15 protein-coding genes are annotated in these 18,645 nt (G+C 27.5%); 13 read left to right on the top strand and 2 right to left on the bottom strand.

Annotation, left to right across the window (positions count from 1 at the left end):
• Nucleotides 1-158: 158 nt before the first annotated feature.
• The 8 genes from RR409_RS16355 to RR409_RS16390 all read left to right on the top strand — a co-directional run bounded on the left by RR409_RS16355 (nt 159) and on the right by RR409_RS16390 (nt 8,427).
• Nucleotides 159-581: a Fur family transcriptional regulator gene (locus RR409_RS16355; RefSeq protein WP_332558839.1), complete on the top strand. Its 423-nt coding sequence runs from the start codon at nt 159-161 to the stop codon at nt 579-581.
• Nucleotides 582-1,068: 487 nt separating this feature from the next.
• Nucleotides 1,069-1,467, top strand: coding sequence for a DUF6762 family protein (locus tag RR409_RS16360; protein WP_332558840.1), 399 nt, complete (start codon nt 1,069-1,071; stop codon nt 1,465-1,467).
• A gap of 142 nt (nt 1,468-1,609) precedes the next feature.
• Entirely contained in the window at nt 1,610-2,668 is a 1,059-nt protein-coding gene (locus RR409_RS16365; RefSeq protein ID WP_332558841.1) for an HD-GYP domain-containing protein, read from the top strand.
• Between the two features lie 174 nt (nt 2,669-2,842).
• A complete protein-coding gene (locus RR409_RS16370; protein WP_332558842.1) occupies nt 2,843-3,901 on the top strand; it encodes a DUF1232 domain-containing protein in 1,059 nt (352 codons plus the stop codon).
• Nucleotides 3,902-4,123: 222 nt separating this feature from the next.
• Complete coding sequence (locus RR409_RS16375; RefSeq protein ID WP_332558843.1) at nt 4,124-5,062, top strand: ribonuclease H family protein; 939 nt, start codon at nt 4,124-4,126, stop codon at nt 5,060-5,062.
• A gap of 110 nt (nt 5,063-5,172) precedes the next feature.
• A complete protein-coding gene (locus RR409_RS16380; RefSeq protein ID WP_332558844.1) occupies nt 5,173-5,343 on the top strand; it encodes a hypothetical protein in 171 nt (56 codons plus the stop codon).
• Nucleotides 5,344-5,838: 495 nt separating this feature from the next.
• On the top strand, nt 5,839-7,152 hold the full coding sequence (locus RR409_RS16385; RefSeq protein WP_332558845.1) for a helix-turn-helix transcriptional regulator: 1,314 nt from the start codon (nt 5,839-5,841) through the stop codon (nt 7,150-7,152).
• Nucleotides 7,153-7,158: 6 nt separating this feature from the next.
• Nucleotides 7,159-8,427: a helix-turn-helix transcriptional regulator gene (locus tag RR409_RS16390; protein WP_332558846.1), complete on the top strand. Its 1,269-nt coding sequence runs from the start codon at nt 7,159-7,161 to the stop codon at nt 8,425-8,427.
• A 122-nt stretch (nt 8,428-8,549) separates the two neighbouring features.
• Here RR409_RS16390 and RR409_RS16395 read toward each other — a convergent pair whose 3' ends face one another.
• Nucleotides 8,550-9,275 (bottom strand): type 1 glutamine amidotransferase, encoded by a 726-nt coding sequence (locus RR409_RS16395; RefSeq protein ID WP_332558847.1) that lies wholly within the window; start codon nt 9,273-9,275, stop codon nt 8,550-8,552.
• Between the two features lie 14 nt (nt 9,276-9,289).
• Entirely contained in the window at nt 9,290-10,645 is a 1,356-nt protein-coding gene (locus RR409_RS16400) for a Mur ligase family protein (protein ID WP_332558848.1), read from the bottom strand.
• A 232-nt stretch (nt 10,646-10,877) separates the two neighbouring features.
• Here RR409_RS16400 and RR409_RS16405 point away from each other — a divergent pair, with 232 nt between their 5' ends.
• The 5 genes from RR409_RS16405 to RR409_RS16425 all read left to right on the top strand — a co-directional run bounded on the left by RR409_RS16405 (nt 10,878) and on the right by RR409_RS16425 (nt 18,129).
• A complete protein-coding gene (locus RR409_RS16405) occupies nt 10,878-12,578 on the top strand; it encodes a hypothetical protein (RefSeq protein ID WP_332558849.1) in 1,701 nt (566 codons plus the stop codon).
• A gap of 219 nt (nt 12,579-12,797) precedes the next feature.
• Nucleotides 12,798-13,661, top strand: a complete 864-nt coding sequence (locus RR409_RS16410; protein WP_332558850.1) for a DMT family transporter — start codon at nt 12,798-12,800, stop codon at nt 13,659-13,661.
• A gap of 398 nt (nt 13,662-14,059) precedes the next feature.
• The gene (pckA, locus tag RR409_RS16415) at nt 14,060-15,634 is read left to right on the top strand and encodes a phosphoenolpyruvate carboxykinase (ATP) (RefSeq protein WP_332558851.1); all 1,575 of its coding nucleotides are present in this window, start codon (nt 14,060-14,062) and stop codon (nt 15,632-15,634) included.
• A gap of 111 nt (nt 15,635-15,745) precedes the next feature.
• Nucleotides 15,746-16,864 (top strand): hypothetical protein, encoded by a 1,119-nt coding sequence (locus RR409_RS16420; protein WP_332558852.1) that lies wholly within the window; start codon nt 15,746-15,748, stop codon nt 16,862-16,864.
• 485 nt (nt 16,865-17,349) lie between these two features.
• Nucleotides 17,350-18,129 (top strand): serine hydrolase, encoded by a 780-nt coding sequence (locus RR409_RS16425; RefSeq protein WP_332558853.1) that lies wholly within the window; start codon nt 17,350-17,352, stop codon nt 18,127-18,129.
• Nucleotides 18,130-18,645 lie beyond the last annotated feature (516 nt).

An 18,645-nucleotide genomic window follows, 5' to 3' on the forward strand; every position in this document is an offset into this window, starting at 1 on the left:
TTTATCTGCTTTTACATAATTTTAAAAGTGAAATTTTTTATATACTCTAGGTCTGATTTTCTTATAAAAATTAACGAATAGTGTTTAAAAAATTTTTTATGAAGATGTTGAATAACATGAACTTGTTCACTTTAATCTATTGATTTTAAGGTGGTATTATGGATATAATACAGTATCTAAAGGAAAATAATCTAAAGGCTACAAAGCCAAGAATTAAAATTTTAGAAATAATATGTAGTTCAAATATTTCTCTAAGTGCTATGGATATATCAGAAATCCTAAATGGACATAATATTGAAGTAGATTTATCAACAGTATATAGGACCTTAGATGCTTTGTTTAGTCATGAAATAGTGGATAAATTTGATCTTGGAGATGGAAAGTATAATTACAAACTTAGAGACAAGGGTCATAAACACTTGATAGAATGTGATATATGTCATAAACATGTAGAGATTGATTGTCCTATGCAACAAGTACAAGAATATATTAAAATAAAAACTGGATTAACTTTAGTTGATAGTTGCGTTAGTTTAAATAGGGGTATATGTAAAGAATGCAATTCAACTAGCAAAAAATAAGAGGAACGTGGATAGTATTCTTTAAGTTTCCACGTTCCTTTAGTGTTTTTTTGTAGATGCAAGGTATAGGTTACTGGCTTGTAGGGCGCCTTATCCTCCAATCCTTTAACTTCCACGATTGTAAAATTGCCATCAGAAAACCTTATTTCATAGCTTTCAACTGAGTAAAGTTTATTTTCATTGAAAATTCCTGTGGTGGTATATTTTTTTATTGCATAATCCAAGTCTTTACACTTATAGGTAGTATATTTATTATTTGCTATTAAGAATACAATAAATAAAAAGAAAATAGAAATGCAAAAACCTCTTAGCTTATTTACTTTTTTTATTTTGGCTTTTTTTATATATTTTTTTTTCTTGCTTATACTAGATACAGTAGAAATTTTCAAAATAAACGCCCCCTGAAAAAATATAATAGAAAAGCTTTACTATAATAATATACAAATAATGGTAAAATGTCAATATTTTACAACGGAAGGATGATATAATGGAATTTTCTTCATTGGTATTAATGGAAAAAGATAAAAATACAAATTACTTAACTAAAGAGCTCGGGAGTTATGAAGTTGGGGATGGCGCAAACTATGTAACAAAACTTTTTTATGATGGTGAAAATATTAATCTTTACTTTGATACAGGCAGAGATGTTGAAGAATGGGAATTTACTGCAATTTATGACTTATTCAACGAAGAGATTTTTACACAAGAAGGCTTTTTTATTGAGCCATACGACGAAGAGTATAATCCTACTTGGATAGTGAAATTTCCTTTTGATGAAGAATATGAAATTGTTAAGAATAATATAAATAGAATTTGTTACATTATAGATGAATCCATGGAAAAAGTTTTTAAAGAAATTTTTGAGAAAAAACAACAATATTTATAAAAAAAGTAGTATAATATTAGACAATATTAGACAATATGGTTTTTTTTAGAAAGTTAGGCCAAGTTAAACTATAAGAAAAGATTTATTTAAGTAAGGATTACCATAAGATAAATGCTATTAGCACTAAACAATAGGGGGAACTATGCGGTTAGAATATATTAATAAAGTAAATGATAATGAGATTCTTAGTAAAAATATTTATACCAACGACGGTAGAGTTCTATTAAGAGCAGGCATTAAACTAACTGAACAATATATTAAAAAACTTAGTCAATTAGGGGTTTATTACGTTTATGTAGAAGACGATAGATTATCAGATGTAAACATGGAAGACGACAAATTAAACGTTTTGAAGCAAGATACTTTGAGGAGTTTAAATAGTATTACTAGAAACGTTGGTATGTTAGATAAAGCCAGTACACGAGAATGCTTATCTATAGTAGATGAACTTATTGAGTATATTCTAGAATTGGGTGATGTAAACAAAAGTTTATATGATGTGAAGACCCATGATAACTATACATTTTTACATAGTATCGATACAGGTATAATGGCTACGTTTTTAGGAGTATCTTTAAATATGAAAAAAGATACTATTAAAGAATTAACTATAGGAGCCATATTACATGATTTAGGAAAATTGAAAATTCCTTATAGTATCATTAATAAGAATGGCCCATTAACTGATGAGGAATTTAAAGAAATGAAAAGACATCCTATTTATGGACGAGAATTACTTGAAAAAAATCTAAGTATTCCATATAGTGCTATTATTGGAATTGAACAACATCATGAGAAGGTAAATGGAAAAGGATACCCATATGGTTTGCAGGGAAATGAAATTTCTAAGTTTGGAAAGATAATTTGCTTATGTGATGTGTATGATGCGGTAAGTAGTGATAGAAGTTACAGAGACAAATTTGCTCCAAATGAAGCTTATGAACTTATTTTAGCTGGTAGTGGTACTAGTTTTGATACTCAATTAGTTAATGTATTTAAGTCAACTTTTTCAGTGTACCCATTAGGATGTTGCATAAAACTATCTAATGGGATTGAAGGTTATGTTATAAAACAAAATAAGAATTTTCCGGATAGACCAGTAATAAGAATATTATATGATAATATTTCAAGAAAGCCAGTTAAATTTTATGAAATTGATTTGCTAGAAAATCCAAATTTAACAGTACAAGATGTTATTTAATAGTTATAATTTAGATGATTTAGTTTGCTGAATATAAATTTAGTACATATAAGAAAATTCGTGTTACTTAAACAAAACTAGCAGAACAATTATTTCTGCTAGTTTAATTTTGGTAAAATATTTTACAAAACACATAAATTTATATTGTATTTATATTATTATGGAGGGGTTTATATGGATATTTCTAATATCAAAGTTATTCTTACAGAAAAGGATTTAGAGGGAATAGTAAATGAGGTTTTATCTAATTACATGAAAATTTCTGAAATAAAAATTATTAGAGTTGCAATAGATAAACTAATAACAATTAATGGAACCTTTACGAAAAAAATTAGTATTCCTTTTGAAATAAAGATTTCAATTTTGGATCTACAGCATAATGAATTAACTTTAATTATTAATAAGATAAATATCAAAAAGTTAAAAATTTCCAATAGTTTGAAGAATTTTGCATTAAAAAAGGTAGGAAGCAAGTTTGAACAATTTGGAATATCTGTGGTAAAAGACATTATTAAAATAGACTTTAATAAATTATGTAAAATGATTCCAATAATTAGGTTTAATCTTAAAGAGTTAAACTTAATTACTTATGGAATTGAAGCTCAGTTGAGTAATTTTAGTTTTAATAATGATGATAAGGAAAAAAATACTACAAAGGAAGAAACCATTAGTAATGAAAATACAAAAAATGAATCAACTTTTAAAGCTAAAGATGAAAGAAAATATAGCTCAGAAGACAAAGAAAGCAGTGGTTCAAATGTGTTTATAGATAATTCTAAAAGGAACTATAAGTATGCTACTTTAAGAAGAAGTTTAAAGGAGAAGTTGTCAGTAAAGTATGATTTTCTTCATAAATATCTTGTACTAATACCTGATATCATTGCGTTATTTGTAAGACTATATAAAGATGAAAGAGTAAGTAAAGAAATTAAGATAAATATATCTGTTGCATTAGCTTACTTGATGTATCCATTGGATATTTTCCCTGATTTTCTTCCTATATTAGGTAAAATAGATGATGCAACTATTGTATTCTTTATATTATATAGGGTCTTATGTGACATTCCTGAAGAAGTTATACTAGATAATTGGGAAGGTGAAGAGAATATAATTGTAGTTTGCAAAGAGGCTGTAGAATTTTTATCTAAAATATTGGGAATTGATGAAATGAAAAAAATAAGCACCATTATTAGTAGGTTATTAAAAATAGTTTATAAGTTTTTCTTGAAATAATTTAATTTCTTTGTAAAGAATAAATAGATAATCTTTTTTTAAATTTAAATTATTATAGAGTAAGGATAATAGGCTGAAAAAATAATGGTAGTACGAATTTGCCAATTGTTATTGACTAAATGAGTTTCTTATTGATAAATAAGGATCAAGCTAAATTTTTGAAATAATCATCTATTAAAATGTAATATCCACATTTTAAACTTTATTTAAAGGAGAAAGCTCATGGGAAAAAAATATTATGGAATAAAAAAAGGATTTGATTTTAGTAAAAATGAGAACGTTGTAGATATTATAGTGGAAAGTTGGAATGAATGTCTAAAATATGTTAAAGGTGTTAAAGGTGCGGTTTATAAAAGTTTTCAATCTATTGAAGAAGTACAAGAGTATCTTAAAAATGATGGAAATAGTTTAAAAAAAGGGGTGGATAGTTATCCATTAGATATACCACACGCATACGTTGATGGAAGTTTTAACAGTATTACTGGTAAATATGGCTACGGCTTAGTTATTGTGCATAATGATGTTATCATCCACGTTGAAAATGGTGGAGCTGAAGATGATTCCGAAAAAGCTTTAAGACAAATTTCGGGGGAGTTAAAAGCTGCTATTAGGGCAGTGGAATATGCAGCATTACAAAAATACAAAGAAATCATAATATTTCATGATTATGCGGGGATTTGCAATCATGCTACAGGAGCTTGGGAGAGGAAAGAGAAATCATCACAAGATTATTATAATAGAATTAATTTCCTGAAGAATGAAAATGAAATTAATATTATATTTGTTAAAGTAGATAGTCATACTAATGACCTTTTTAATGAAATAGCTGATGAACAAGCAAAATACGGAGCAGGGTTAAACTTAAATAATGTGGTTGATAAACTTCTCAAGAATACTAAGATAAAAGTTCTTAACAATAAAGTTAGAAGTAGTTTGGAGCTTATTGTGTCCCCTAAATACATTGAAAATTTAGTTACTTTCGATGAAAATATAATTAAAGAAGAAGTAGCTATTGAAAATGAAACTTTCAATATAGACGAAATTACAAGGAAAATTTTAAAGTTCCGTAATAAACAAGAAATAATTAATTGTATTGATGGGTTAGATCATGCAGATAAAAATAATATTATTATTGGCTTATGGAAAATAATTTGTGAGTAAATTAATCTTTCCCAAAAGTTATGTTTTTACTCTAAACTATATAATTTATGGATTATTTTTATAAAATTGCACATCATATTATTATAAATTAGGGAAAGGATGTGTGTTTTATGAAAATGATGATGAAGTTAGCTTTAATGGGAACTGCTTTTGGATTAGCAGCTAACTATGGCATGCCAATGATGAACAGAAAAACTAAAAAGAAAGTTAGAAAACAAGCTAAAATGTTTCAGGGTGTTGTAGAAAATGTCTTTGACAATTTAGTAGGTGCTCTAAGATAAACATAAAAGCTATCTATTTCAAAATAGATAGCTTTTATGTTAAGTAAAATATATGCTATAGTTAACTTTATATTATAAATGGTACAAAAATGTTATCTTTATTGATATCAAGTTTTTTTCAAGATATTAAGTAGATTTTCTTATTGTTTCAAAATTTAATTCAATAACCAAGATAATAAATTTTTAATAATATTTTCTTTCAGAATTTGCAGCTTTAAACGATTATTAATATTGAGGAAATTGATGCTCAGAAGTAAAGTTTTCTTTGAAGAAGATTTTAATTTTAATTGAAAGTATTTTATAAATGAAAAATATTATTTATATTTAAAAAATAATGAAAAAATTAAAATAAAAGGTTGAGATACTTTCAAAAAAGTAGAAAATTTTGCATTTCTATACTAGTTTATGGTATAATATAAAATACTGAAGTATCAATAACAATTCCTTTTAATTGTAAAAGTTTAAAACTATATTAGGGAAAAGGACGAGAAATATATGAAGATTTTATCTTTAGGGGAAAAAATTAAATTAAGAAGAAAAGAACTTAATTTAACTCTTAAAAATCTTGCTGGAGACAGAATTACAGCAGGTCAAATTAGTCTTGTAGAATCAGGAAAATCTAATCCAAGTATGGATCTGTTAGAGTACTTGGCATCATCATTGAATGTTTCCGTAGAGTACCTTATGGAAACAGAAGAAACCCAAGCAAATAAAATATGCAAATACTATGAAAATATTGCAGAATCAAACATATTAAACGATGAATTTGTACAAGCTGAGCAGAATATTGAGACATCTTTATTTTATTCAGAAAAGTATGAACTTGCTATTAGAAAGGCAAAAAATCTATTTTTAAAAGCTCTCATTTATATGAAGAAGGGCGATTTTGGTTTAGCACAACAATTCTTGTTATCAGCAAATAATATCTTTATTAAGAATAATTTAAATGAAGAAGTTATAAATACATTTATTCTTTTGGGGAAGATAACATTAGAATTAAAGGCATATCATTCAGCATACAGTTACTTTCAGCAAGCAGAAAAGGTTTTTCAAGATAGTAGCTTAGGTGATGACTTTTTAATTGGACAAATATATTATTTTATTGGACGTACATTTTTCAAACTTGGAATAATGGACAAAGCAATTAATTACTCCTATCTTGCACAGCAAAAGTTTAAAAAAATTGATAATAAAAAGTTTTACGCAGAATCTTTAATGGAGTTATCTAAACAATTTTCAGAAAAGAGCGACATGAAAAATGCGATTTTGTATTCAGAAAAAAGCTTAAAAATTTATAAAGAAATAAACAATAATATTTATGTTGCTGAAGTTGAAAATGAACTTGGAAAACTTTTTTCAGAATTTGATAATTTAGAAGAGTCTTTTATACATTTGTTTAAAGCAAAAGAAATTAGACAAAAATCTAATGACGTAAGAATAATGGAAACGCTATGTAATATTTGTGAGAATTATATTAAGCTTAAAGATGAGAAAAATTCTAAAAAAGTTCTTGATGAAATATTAAGTTACTTAGAAAACGTTAATGATACAAATGAAAGAGCGTTATGTAACTATTATTTATTAAAGTACAGAGTTGAACTTTTAGAAGGAAAACTAAATGAAGCAGAAAATACATTAATTCAAACTCTTAATTTCGTCAATAAAATGAGTTATAAAAAAGAGTATGCAGAAATTTCAATTATTCTAGGTAAGTTTTATATAGATAATGGAAAAGATGGCATGGCTGCTAAGTATTTGAATGATGGAATAAGAGCATTAAATGAATTAAAAATAATTAAGGATTTTTGATAGTGGGTGATAAGATTGGAGATATTATCAACTGGGGAGAAAATAAAAAGAGCTAGGATTTATAAGGGATTAACCTTAAAAGATATCTGTGAGAATAAAATCTCTGTTTCCAAAATGAGTTGTTTAGAAAATAATAAAGTAGCTCCTGAAGAATGGATACTAGCTTATATAAGTGAAAAGTTAAACTTGGATATTAATTACTTAAATCATGGCGTAAAGGAACAAATCGAAGAAAATATAAAATCATTTGAGATAAAAAGTAATAGTGCAACATTTATTGAGGACATTGTATATAATTTAGAATACGCTGAGAGATATGAATATTATCATCTAGCTTGTAGATTGCTTCATATACTTTTTGAATTTTATCTCGAAAAAGGAAAATATGAAGATTTAAGCGTAATAATTCCTAGATACTACCATCTGTGTCAAAAATCTAAGGATGAGATACTAATGGTAAATTATTATATGGACATTGCAAAATACCTTTTTAATAATAAAGAATTCAATCAAGCCTGCAGTTATTACACTACTGTAAGAAAGACATTGAAAGAAAAGAATCTTAAGAGTAAGATTCAATATGTGAAAGCTACATATAATGAGTGTGCATCTTATATTATGGTAGAGGACTACAAAAAAGCATATGACATGGCAGGAGAACTGGAAGAAGTTGTTCTATTAACTGACGATTATATACTTAGGGGAGAGGTTTATCAACTTTTAGCTATGCTATTTATTTCATTTAAATTGGATAAATTCTACGAGTATAAAGAAAAGGCCATAAAATGTTATGGAACTAATCTAGAAAGAAAATGTAGAGCAATACACAATTTTGCAGTAACTATGTTTGATAATAAGTTTAAAGATGAAGCAATAAAGTATATAAAAGAAGCTACTGAAGAATTTCCCAAAGATAACAAGGAAAGATTATGTGATTTTTTAAAGTTAATAATTGCAACATTAATAGAAAATGACGAACTTGATTTAGCTCAGTTTCATTGTGATAATATGTTAAATCTTGCTATTAATTTGGATGATTTACATTATATAGAAAGAGCTTACTATTTTAAATCATCTATTCTTCAGAAACAAAACAACTATTTCCTAGCTGAAACCTATATGAATTTTTCTTTAGATGCATTAGTTAAGTTTGGAACGAGGTCTCAAATATATAAAAGATATCTTGAGATGGGGAACATGTATCATAAGCTTGGGGAAGTAAAGGAATCTATCAAATTTCTTAATTTAGCACTGCAACTTGAGAAGAAAATATAAACTTTACTAATAATAGAATAACTTTATTCTGTTATATAAATAATTAGTGAGTAATAAGTAAATAGTTAAGTTACTTAATGTAATAATAAAAAATCTGCATGATAACCATGCAGATTTTTTTATTAAGAGTTTGTATATTTTCTTATAATTGCTTCTTTTGCTTTAAACTCTAGAGTATCATCAAGTGAAGTTAAAGCAACTTCATCATATTTTTTTTCTAATGAAAGCTTAATAAGTCTGTCAGCTAATTCTGGATTTTTGGAAAGGAGGCTGCCGTGAAAATAAGTACAAAATGAGTTTTTGTATATGCAACCTTCTTTATTATCCTCACCATTATTTCCAAAACCAGTTTTAACAACACCAAGTGGTGTTAAATTTCCTATATAAGTTCTACCCGAATGATTTTCAAAGCCAACATAGGTTTCATTAAAATCTTCGTTATAAATTATGGTATTCCCGATAAATCTTTTATCTCCAGCTTCGGTATAAATATCAAGAATTCCAAGCCCTTGAAGTTTTTCGCCTTCAGCCGTAGTGTAATATTTCCCAAGTAATTGATACCCACCACAAATACTTAAAAATACCTTACCAGCTTCAATGTATTCTTTAATAGCTTCTTTTTTATTTTCGATTAAATCATTAGATACAATAGATTGTTCGTAGTCTTGACCACCACCGAAAAATACTATATCATAATTATCTCCTTGAAAAACTTCACCAATAGAAACATTAAATATATTTACTTTAATTCCTCTTTCTTCTGCTCTATGCTTAAGTACTAGTATGTTTCCCATATCTCCATATACATTTAATAAGTCTGGATATAAGTGACATATATTAAGTTCCATAAAATCACCATGCCTTACCATATTTTTTTGATATAACCTTTACTATGAAGCAATTTTCTAAGATGAAGCATTGCAGTATAGGTTGCTAGTATATAAGTTGTATTATTTGAACTTTTAATTGCTTCCATCAGCTCATCATCATTTTCGCATAAAATAAATTTTTCCTTTTGTAGCCCAGCAATTTTTAGTCTTACAGCCATATCATAAAGTCTTGTACCAGATATTACTATGTTTTCAATGCTTATGGAATTGAATTTTTCGAAATCTACGTCCCATATCCAAGATACGTCTGTACCATCAGCGTAATTATCGTTTAGTAACACAGCTAAATTTATATGCTTGCTATCTAGTAAAATTGTGTTTACTGCCTGATCGTATCCAGCGGGATTTTTTACTAAAATTATTTTTACTTCCTTTCCTTCAACTATAATAGTTTCTTGTCTTCCGAAACTACTATTTTGACGTTGTAAAGAATTTCTAATACTTGAATTTTCAATTTCTAACTCTTTAGCTATTGCAAAAGCACAAAGACCATTATAAATATTATATTCTCCAGCTTGATTTATAAAATATTCTTCAGAATTAAAAGAAATTGAAGAACCTTGGGAAGTGAGTTCAAGAATATTATCTACATAATATTTGAGCTCGGGTCTCTTATAACCACATTCAGTACAGTAATAGTTACCTAAATGACTATAGGTTATGAAGTGATAACTATAAGGATTTTTGCATATCTTGCAAAACTTACTATCAGCATTAATAGAAGCCTTATTATTATTTTTAACGGAACTATTGAAACCATAATAAACAATAGGGTTTGAAACATCTAATTTTCCAAGTAAAGACTCATCACCGTTCAATATTAGTGTGCTTGAAGGGGCTTTAGATATTCCTTCCATTATCTTTGCGTAGGTGGTGTAAACTTCCCCATACCTGTCTAATTGGTCTCTAAACAGGTTTGTAACTGTGATAATTTTAGGAGTTAAGTCTTCTGTAATGGTTTTAAGGTAAGCCTCGTCTACTTCAATTACCGCATATTTATCTGAATTACTTTTAGTGAAATTGTAATTCGAAATAAAACAGGCAACAATTCCAGTATTCATGTTTGCTCCCGTATTATTAGTTATAACATTTCTACCATTTTCCTTTAAGATATTATAAATCATACTAGTTGTAGTGGTTTTTCCATTAGTACCAGTAACTAATATTGTAGTATATCCTTTGGAGATGGTTCTTAAAATATGATTATCAAGCATCAAAGCTACTTTACCAGGAAAGTTAGAACCACCCTTGAATAAAGTTTCAGATAATTTCAGGATACATTTTGATGCTATTATACTAAAAAATGATTTAAATTTTATTTTAGACACTTCCTTCAATTAGTATAGTTTTATTAGATTTTGTTGATAAATTTTTGCAACTTAGCTAGGTTATTTTACGCAGTTATTCTATCATAATATAAAGTATTATACAAATATGGTTATGTATAATTTTCAATATTTTATTATATCACATTGTACAAACATAAACATACTGAAAATTTATAGATTTTTTTAAGGTAATTTGCTAAAATTAGGTTATAAATAAAAGGGGGAAGAGCGCATGGTGGGGATAGATGTGTTGAAAAAATTTAGTTTAAATAAAAAATATGCAATCTTATTAATTGTTGGCATAGTGGCTTTTATTACCGTAATGATTAATTGGAACAATAATAAAGAGAAATTAGCGTTAGAATACTTTTATAAACAACAATATGATAAAGCTATTGAAGAATATATAAAGCTTTCAGAAAAAGAATCTAATGAGGGGATATGGGAAGCAAAGTTAGCTGAGATTTACTATCTTTCAAAAGATGATGAAAACTTGAAAAAAGCTTTAGAGAATGCTAAAAATAAGAAGGATAATCATGGTGAGGTTGCTAATACCATTTTGTTCCTTAGTATCTTGGACAATAATTATAATATGGTCACAGGTAAAGAGAATATAGAAATGGAGAAAGTTTTAAGTGAAGGGGAAGTGTACTTAAATAAGTATCCTAAAAATAAGCGATTGATTCAAACTATGATTTTTGGTTATTTGACTGGTGATAAGTATGATAAGGCAATGGAACTTATAGAAAAGTATCCAGTTAATATAAATTCTTCGGAAGATTTAGCCCTTCATGGAAGCATGTATTTATCAATTGAAGAGTATGATAAAGCTTTTGAAAAGCTAAATGAAGCATATAAAATAAATAAAGATGAAATAAAAATATACGATGCGTTAGCTCAGGAATACCAATATAATAAAATTAAGCTTACAGAAAAAATCGTGGAGCTTAATGAAGGAAATAAAGAAGAGTATATGTACAAGTTATATCTTAGCAAAATTTATTCTTTAGAAAATAGTAACGCAAATAAGGCTTTAGAAATACTAAAAGAAATCGAGCCGAAAACTAAAGAAGAAAGTAAATTTATTCAACCATCAATAATAAAACTAATGGCACTTGAAAATAGCGGAAATATTGATGAAGCAAAAGTACTTATAGAGAACTTAATTTCACGTAATGGTAAAGACTATAGAGTAGCTCATGCTGCTGCATGGTATTACTATAAAGTAGGAGATTATATAAAATCTGAGGAGTTTGCTAAAAAGTCTTTAGATAAGAATGAAAACTACGTTGACAACTATGGTTTTTTGTTTCCTGAAATATTAAGAAGTACCAATGATGGAAAAGGTGCGGAACCTTACTTATATATGAGTACAAAATTAGAACCCTTTAATAAAAATCTACATATAAATAAGGGGTATTACTATTGGTATACATTAAAAGATAGTGTTAGAGCTGTTGAAAGTTTAACTCTTTCAAGGAGGTTTTTAAAAGACAAAGCAGAATTAAGTTATGATACAGCATTAATATATTTAGCTAATAATAATTTTGAAGAAGCAATAAAGATATTAAATGAATGTATTACAGATAAACCAGAAGTTGCTAAATATCATAGAACATTATCTACAGCATATGTGCTTACAGGAGAAAACGCTAAGGGATTTAAAGAGCTTAATGAAGCTTATAACCTAGAAAGTAATGACATTTTAACATTAAATAATTATGCATGTTATTACTTGACCGTAGATGGGGATTTAGAAAAATCATTTACCAATATATCAGAAGTTCAAAAGAAATTAAAAGATGATGTTGATCAGTATGTTAAAACTACTATACAAGAAAATTTTGATAAAGTGCTGATGCTAAGGGAAAGCTATATTAATGGTCAAGATAATGAAGTGCTCTCAATACCTGATTTAACGATGTTTTATTAAATACTAAAATTAAAGGATGTTAAATCAATAATGAAAAGGTTAAAAATATCTTATAGTTATTAAAAATAATAAATTTAGTTATAATTAATTATGGGGTTACTATAATTCAATGAAAAATAAAATCGTCTATGAAAAAAATAACCCTTTTTTAAAATAATCACCGAGAAATGCCTCGGTGTTTCTTTTCGTAAACTAAAGATTAGAATTGAAGGTGGAAAAATGATAAAAAAAGGATATGTATATGGTGTATTATCAGCAGTGCTTTTTGGAAGTGCAGGCTTATTTGTAAAATTAGCACAAAATGGTCTAGATTCAGTAAATTTACTAATTCTTCAATATATAATGGCTTCTGTACTTATGTTTTTTATACTATTTATAAAAGATAAATCATTATTAAAGATTTCAATGAATGAACTAAAGAATATGGCTGTTTTAGGTATAGTAGGAAATACTTTTATGACAACTTTTTATTACTTAGCTTTTAGTTACTTGCCAGTAGCTATGACCACAATACTTCTAATGACTTATCCAATTATGGTATTTATTTATTCTGCAATTATCGGGAAACAAAGGATTCAAATAAGAAAGATTTTAATTGTAATGTTAGCTTTTGTAGGATGTATAATGACCTTAAATATTACAAAAGGATCCTTGGAGTATTCCTTAGTAGGGATAACTTTTGGAATTCTAGCTGCAGTATTTTATGCTTTTATGAATATTTTCTGTGAAGATAGATTTGATAACATACATCCACTCGCTATAAACGCATATTCTACACTGTTTTCATTAATGTCTTTAGTTATTTATAGATTTCCTACATTTCTTTTCAAAGAAAACTTACCCTTCGAAATCTATGCATATTCATTAATTTTAGCGGTTTTCTGTGAAATAATACCCCTTACATTGTTATATTCATCTATCAAATATATTGGAGCACTAAAGGTCTCAATAATTTCCAATTTGGAAATTCCTACATCTATAATCATTTCATTTTTTTTATTGAAGGAGAAAATATCGATCATTCAATTGATAGGAACTTTTGTGGTAATTTACGCTGTGTACTCCATTGAAGAAATGAAATGAAAGTTTAATCCGGTGAATTAATTAAAATTGAAGTAGCTCATTTTGTGCAATTATTGAGGGAAAAGCTAAATGTTTATTAAATAAATTTTTGCAAGAATATTACTGTTTAATTGCTTTGAAACATTTGAATTCTAATTGAAATTGTTAAAATTTCCACAGAATTAAATGGTAGAATGAAAGTTAATGTGCTATACTATTGAATGAAAATAGAATATTAATATGCAATATTGAAGGGAAAAATTCATAAACCCTTGTTTTTTTATATTATTTTAAAATATTTCTTGCATTTTACTGTGAAAGGAGTATTATATAGATATAGGAAATATTTCTCATTGGATTAATAAATATTGTAAAAATCGTGTAAAAGTTAAACATTATCAATTTCGGGGGTAAGAATTATGGATTTTAACTGCTTAAATGAATTACAAATCAGCACAAGTAAAAATGTTTATAGAAATTTAAGTGCTGCTGGGTTAGTATCTCATGCAATTAAAAGAGGCGAAGGAACACTTGCAGAAAGTGGAGCTTTAGTTGTGAACACTGGAAAGTATACCGGAAGATCTCCTAAAGATAGATTTATTGTAAAGCAACAAAGTATTCAAGATTTGATTAACTGGGGAGATATAAATCTTCCAATCGAAGAAGATGTTTTTCATAAATTATATAAAAGAGTTACAGAGTATTTAAGTGATAAAGATTTATTTGTTTTCGATGGGTATGTAGGAGCCATGGAAGAATATAAATTAAATATTAGAGTTGTTAATGAATATGCTTCAGAAGCTTTAATGTCAACTCAATTATTTAGAAGACTTTCTGAAGAAGAGTTAAAAAACCATACTCCACAGTTTAATGTGGTTGTTGCTCCAGGTTTTAAAGCAAATGGAAAAGAGGATGGAGTTAACTCTGAAGCATTTATAATTATAAATTTCGATGAAAAAATTATACTAATAGGTGGAACACAGTATTCTGGAGAAATAAAAAAATCTATTTTCTCAATAATGAACTTTTTACTACCTCTAAAAGGTGTTTTTCCAATGCATTGTTCAGCAAACATTGGAGCTCAAGGAGATACTGCTGTGTTCTTTGGATTGTCTGGAACAGGGAAAACTACATTATCAGCTGATCCTGATAGAAAGTTAATTGGAGATGATGAGCACGGTTGGTGCGACAAAGGGATATTTAACTTTGAAGGTGGATGCTATGCTAAAACAATAAAATTAGATAAAGAAAAAGAAGCACAAATATATAATGCTTTGAGATTTGGTTCGCTTTTGGAAAATGTAGTTTTGGATGAAGAGCATAATCCTGTTTTTGATGATGATTCTTTGACAGAAAATACAAGAGGAGCTTATCCTGTAGAATATATAGATAATGCAGATTTGAGTGGAATAGGTCAACATCCTAACACGGTAGTATTTTTAACTGCTGATGCTTTTGGGGTTATTCCACCTATATCGAAACTGACAAAAGAAGGTGCAATGTATCACTTTATGTCGGGATACACAAGCAAGCTTGCAGGAACTGAAAGAGGAATTACTGAGCCAAAAGCTACATTCTCATCTTGCTTTGGTGAGCCATTCATGTTAATGAAGCCATCAGTTTATGCAAAATTACTTGGGGAAAAAATAACAAATCACAATACAGAAGTTTATTTAGTGAACACTGGATGGACTGGTGGAGAATATGGTGTAGGCAAGAGAATGAATTTAACTTATACAAGAGCTATGGTAAAAGCAGCACTTGAGGGTAAACTAAGAGACGTAGAATATGAGAAGGATGAAATTTTCAACGTTTATGTTCCAAAAGCTGTACCAACAGTACCAAGTGAGATTTTAAATCCAAAAAATACCTGGGCCGATAAACAACAATATGAGTTAAAAGCAAAAGAGCTTGCAACACAATTCCATAAAAATTTCCAAAAATTTGATCAAGTTGGAGAAGAAATTAAAAAAGCAGCTCCAATTGCAATATAATTTAATGTTTATTAAGGCTATGAAGTTATCATAGCCTTTTATTTTATCTAGAAAAAGCTTATAATTTATGTATTATAGAACTATTTAAGATTACATAAAGGTGGGAGATACATGAAAAAGTCGAGAGTATTTGGAGTTTTACTGGGAATAGTAATAATTGTATCAGGGGTAGTGTTACTTTTAATGAGAGGAAATTCTAATAATAAAGCAATTGATTATAATGTGATGATTACAAAGTGGGATAATTTATATAAAGGAAATAATATTCAGTTTTATTATATGAGTAAGGACAATGTGGCTATACTTAACTTAAAAAATAAGTATAGCTTAGATAATGTAGTGAAGGATGCTTCAAATGAACTAGAAAAAACCATGGCTATGATTGATTGGCTGAACAGAAGAGCAGAAGTTAAAACTTCAGCCATGGAATCTAAAAAAACAGTTGATGAAATGTTAATTGCATTAGAAACAAATAAAGTTATTTCGCTTAAAGAATACAATATTATATTAGAAGAAACGTTAACTTCAATTGGAGTTATTTGCAGATCAGGTGAATTAAGAGCAAGCAATAATGTTAAAATTAAGGAAAATGATAGCTATAGTGTTCTAGAAATATGGAGCTCGGCTCATGGGAAATGGGTAATGATTGATGGAAAGGCAGAAGGATATCTAATGAAAGACGGTATTCCACTATCAGCAATAGAAGTAATAAATTCAGAAATTGAAACCATCACATCGGAAAATATTAAAGAACCTAAAAAATATTTGAAAGCTATTTCAAAATATTTATCAATTTACTCCATAAAAATTGATAATAACAAATTAGAAGAGGCAAAGAGTAATTCCTATATCACTTTTGTAAGTCGTGATGAGGATATACAATTAGAAACAATAAAAGGCTACATCCAACCAACAATTTTTGTGAAAGACCAGCAATTATTCAATGTCAATCCAGAAGTTGTGTATCATAATGGTAAAAGTGACAGTAAGCCAACGTTGATTTTAGCAAAACGAAATACTAAGGATGATACAGAAGAGTATACTAAGTTCACAGTGGGTGCTTTCATGAATAGTTATATGTTGGATTCTTATTTTTTAAGTGTGAATGGTGGAGAGTATACTCCAGTAAAAACCTATTATGATTTAGCATTACCTTCAGGTAAAACTGCAATTAGTGTGTCTTTAGATGGAAAAACTCAGGATGGGTTTATTGAATTTGAAGGGAAGTAAATTTGAAAAAATAATTAATTTAAAAAGAAACTATAGGAGTTTTTCATATTATAAAATGATTATTATAATATTGTTTTTAGTTTAGAATTTTTGGGGAAAATAACAGTATAGTTGCATTTTAAAATAACTTAGAAATATCTGAGTTATTTTTTTGATAATTATGCAAATTTGAGAGGAATTTAGAAGTTTATGAAGAATATAAAAGGAGTAGGTTAGTTTATTAGTTTAATGTGGAGAATTATATTTTAATATTGAATTTATACTATAATATAAAAAGTTATATAGTTATAAAAGTATAATATGTTTTAATGTAATTTATAATGTCAAAAATATAAATTATCTGACACTAGTAGATTAACTTAAAATCATAGTTAATTAAAATTGGAATTATATATTTATAAAACTAAGATTATGGAAAGTTGACATTATATTTAAAGAAAATTATAATTATTTTAGCTGAATTAGGTTAGATATGGAGGTTGTTTATGAAAGAGATTAAGCGATACTTGGAATCCAAAGTAGGAAATTATAGTTTTTATTTTGAGGACCTAAAAAGTGGATATACATATGGGTTTAATGAAGAAGTTGAGATGCCTGCTGCAGGATGTATTAAATTACCTATAGCTATGGCACTAATGAAAGAAGTAGAACAAAAGAATATATCATTGAAAGATATAGTTAGTATTGGTGATGAGGATAAAGTTGATGGAGATTTTGGGATCATCCATGAGTTTTCTGATAAAGAATATGCAATCAAAGAATTGTTAATAGCTATGCTTATTCAAAGTGATAATACCGCTGCTAGTAAGATAATAAATATCTTAGGTATGAATAATATAAATAATCTTATAAAGAATATGGGATTAAAGTCTACGAAGGTTAACAAGTATCCTTCGGATGTTAGAGTAGAAAATCGTCATGAAAATATTACTACTAGTTATGATTTGTCGCAATGTTTTAAACTTCTACATAATAAAGTAACTTTAACTGATGAACATAGTGATTTAATATTAAACATACTTAAGAGACATCAGTTAGCAAAGAAAATTCTGTTTTACTTTCCAAGAGAAGTACAGCTGTGTACCGCAAACAAAATTGGAACTTTAGAATCGGTGGAAAATGATACAGTACTTATGAATTTACCTAAGGGTAATTTTGTTGCTACTATGATGTCAAGTGAATTACCAACTAATGTGTATGGAAGTACAACAATTGCACGTGCAGGAAAAATGATGTTTGATATGATTGATAAAGATTGGAATTAGGGTATGAAGGTTTACTTCATACCCTTTTTTAGTACTTTCTCAAAAAAACTTATAAATAAGATAAATAATGCAGTAATATTATTCTTTTCACACAGTAGACTAATAATCTTTTTAGTGAGAAACACTTTTAAAGTATAGCTTATTAAGAAGCGAGTAGACGTAATTATTATATGAATTTTTTGACTTATTATATAAACCCTACCTGGAGTATCAATACAAGAAATTTAATGATATTAGATGAAATTTTTAGAAAAAATAATATAAATTAACTTAACAATACATAAAGGGAATTATAGCTTGTCATAATGTTATATAATACATCTTGTCGCTAAGTTAATAACAAATGCAAGGCGATAACATCACAGGTAAAATTATTAAGGATTTCAATGAAAATCTTAAAAAAACTTTAAAGAGATGTTGACAATAAGAAATAAAAGTGGTAAACTTTTATAAGTCATCAAATGGTGACGACGCTACAATGTAGCGACAAATTGGTCTTTGAAAATTAAACAGAGA

Origin of the sequence: Clostridium sp. (genome assembly GCF_036642255.1) — a bacterium.
Classification (GTDB): domain Bacteria; phylum Bacillota; class Clostridia; order Clostridiales; family Clostridiaceae; genus Clostridium_J.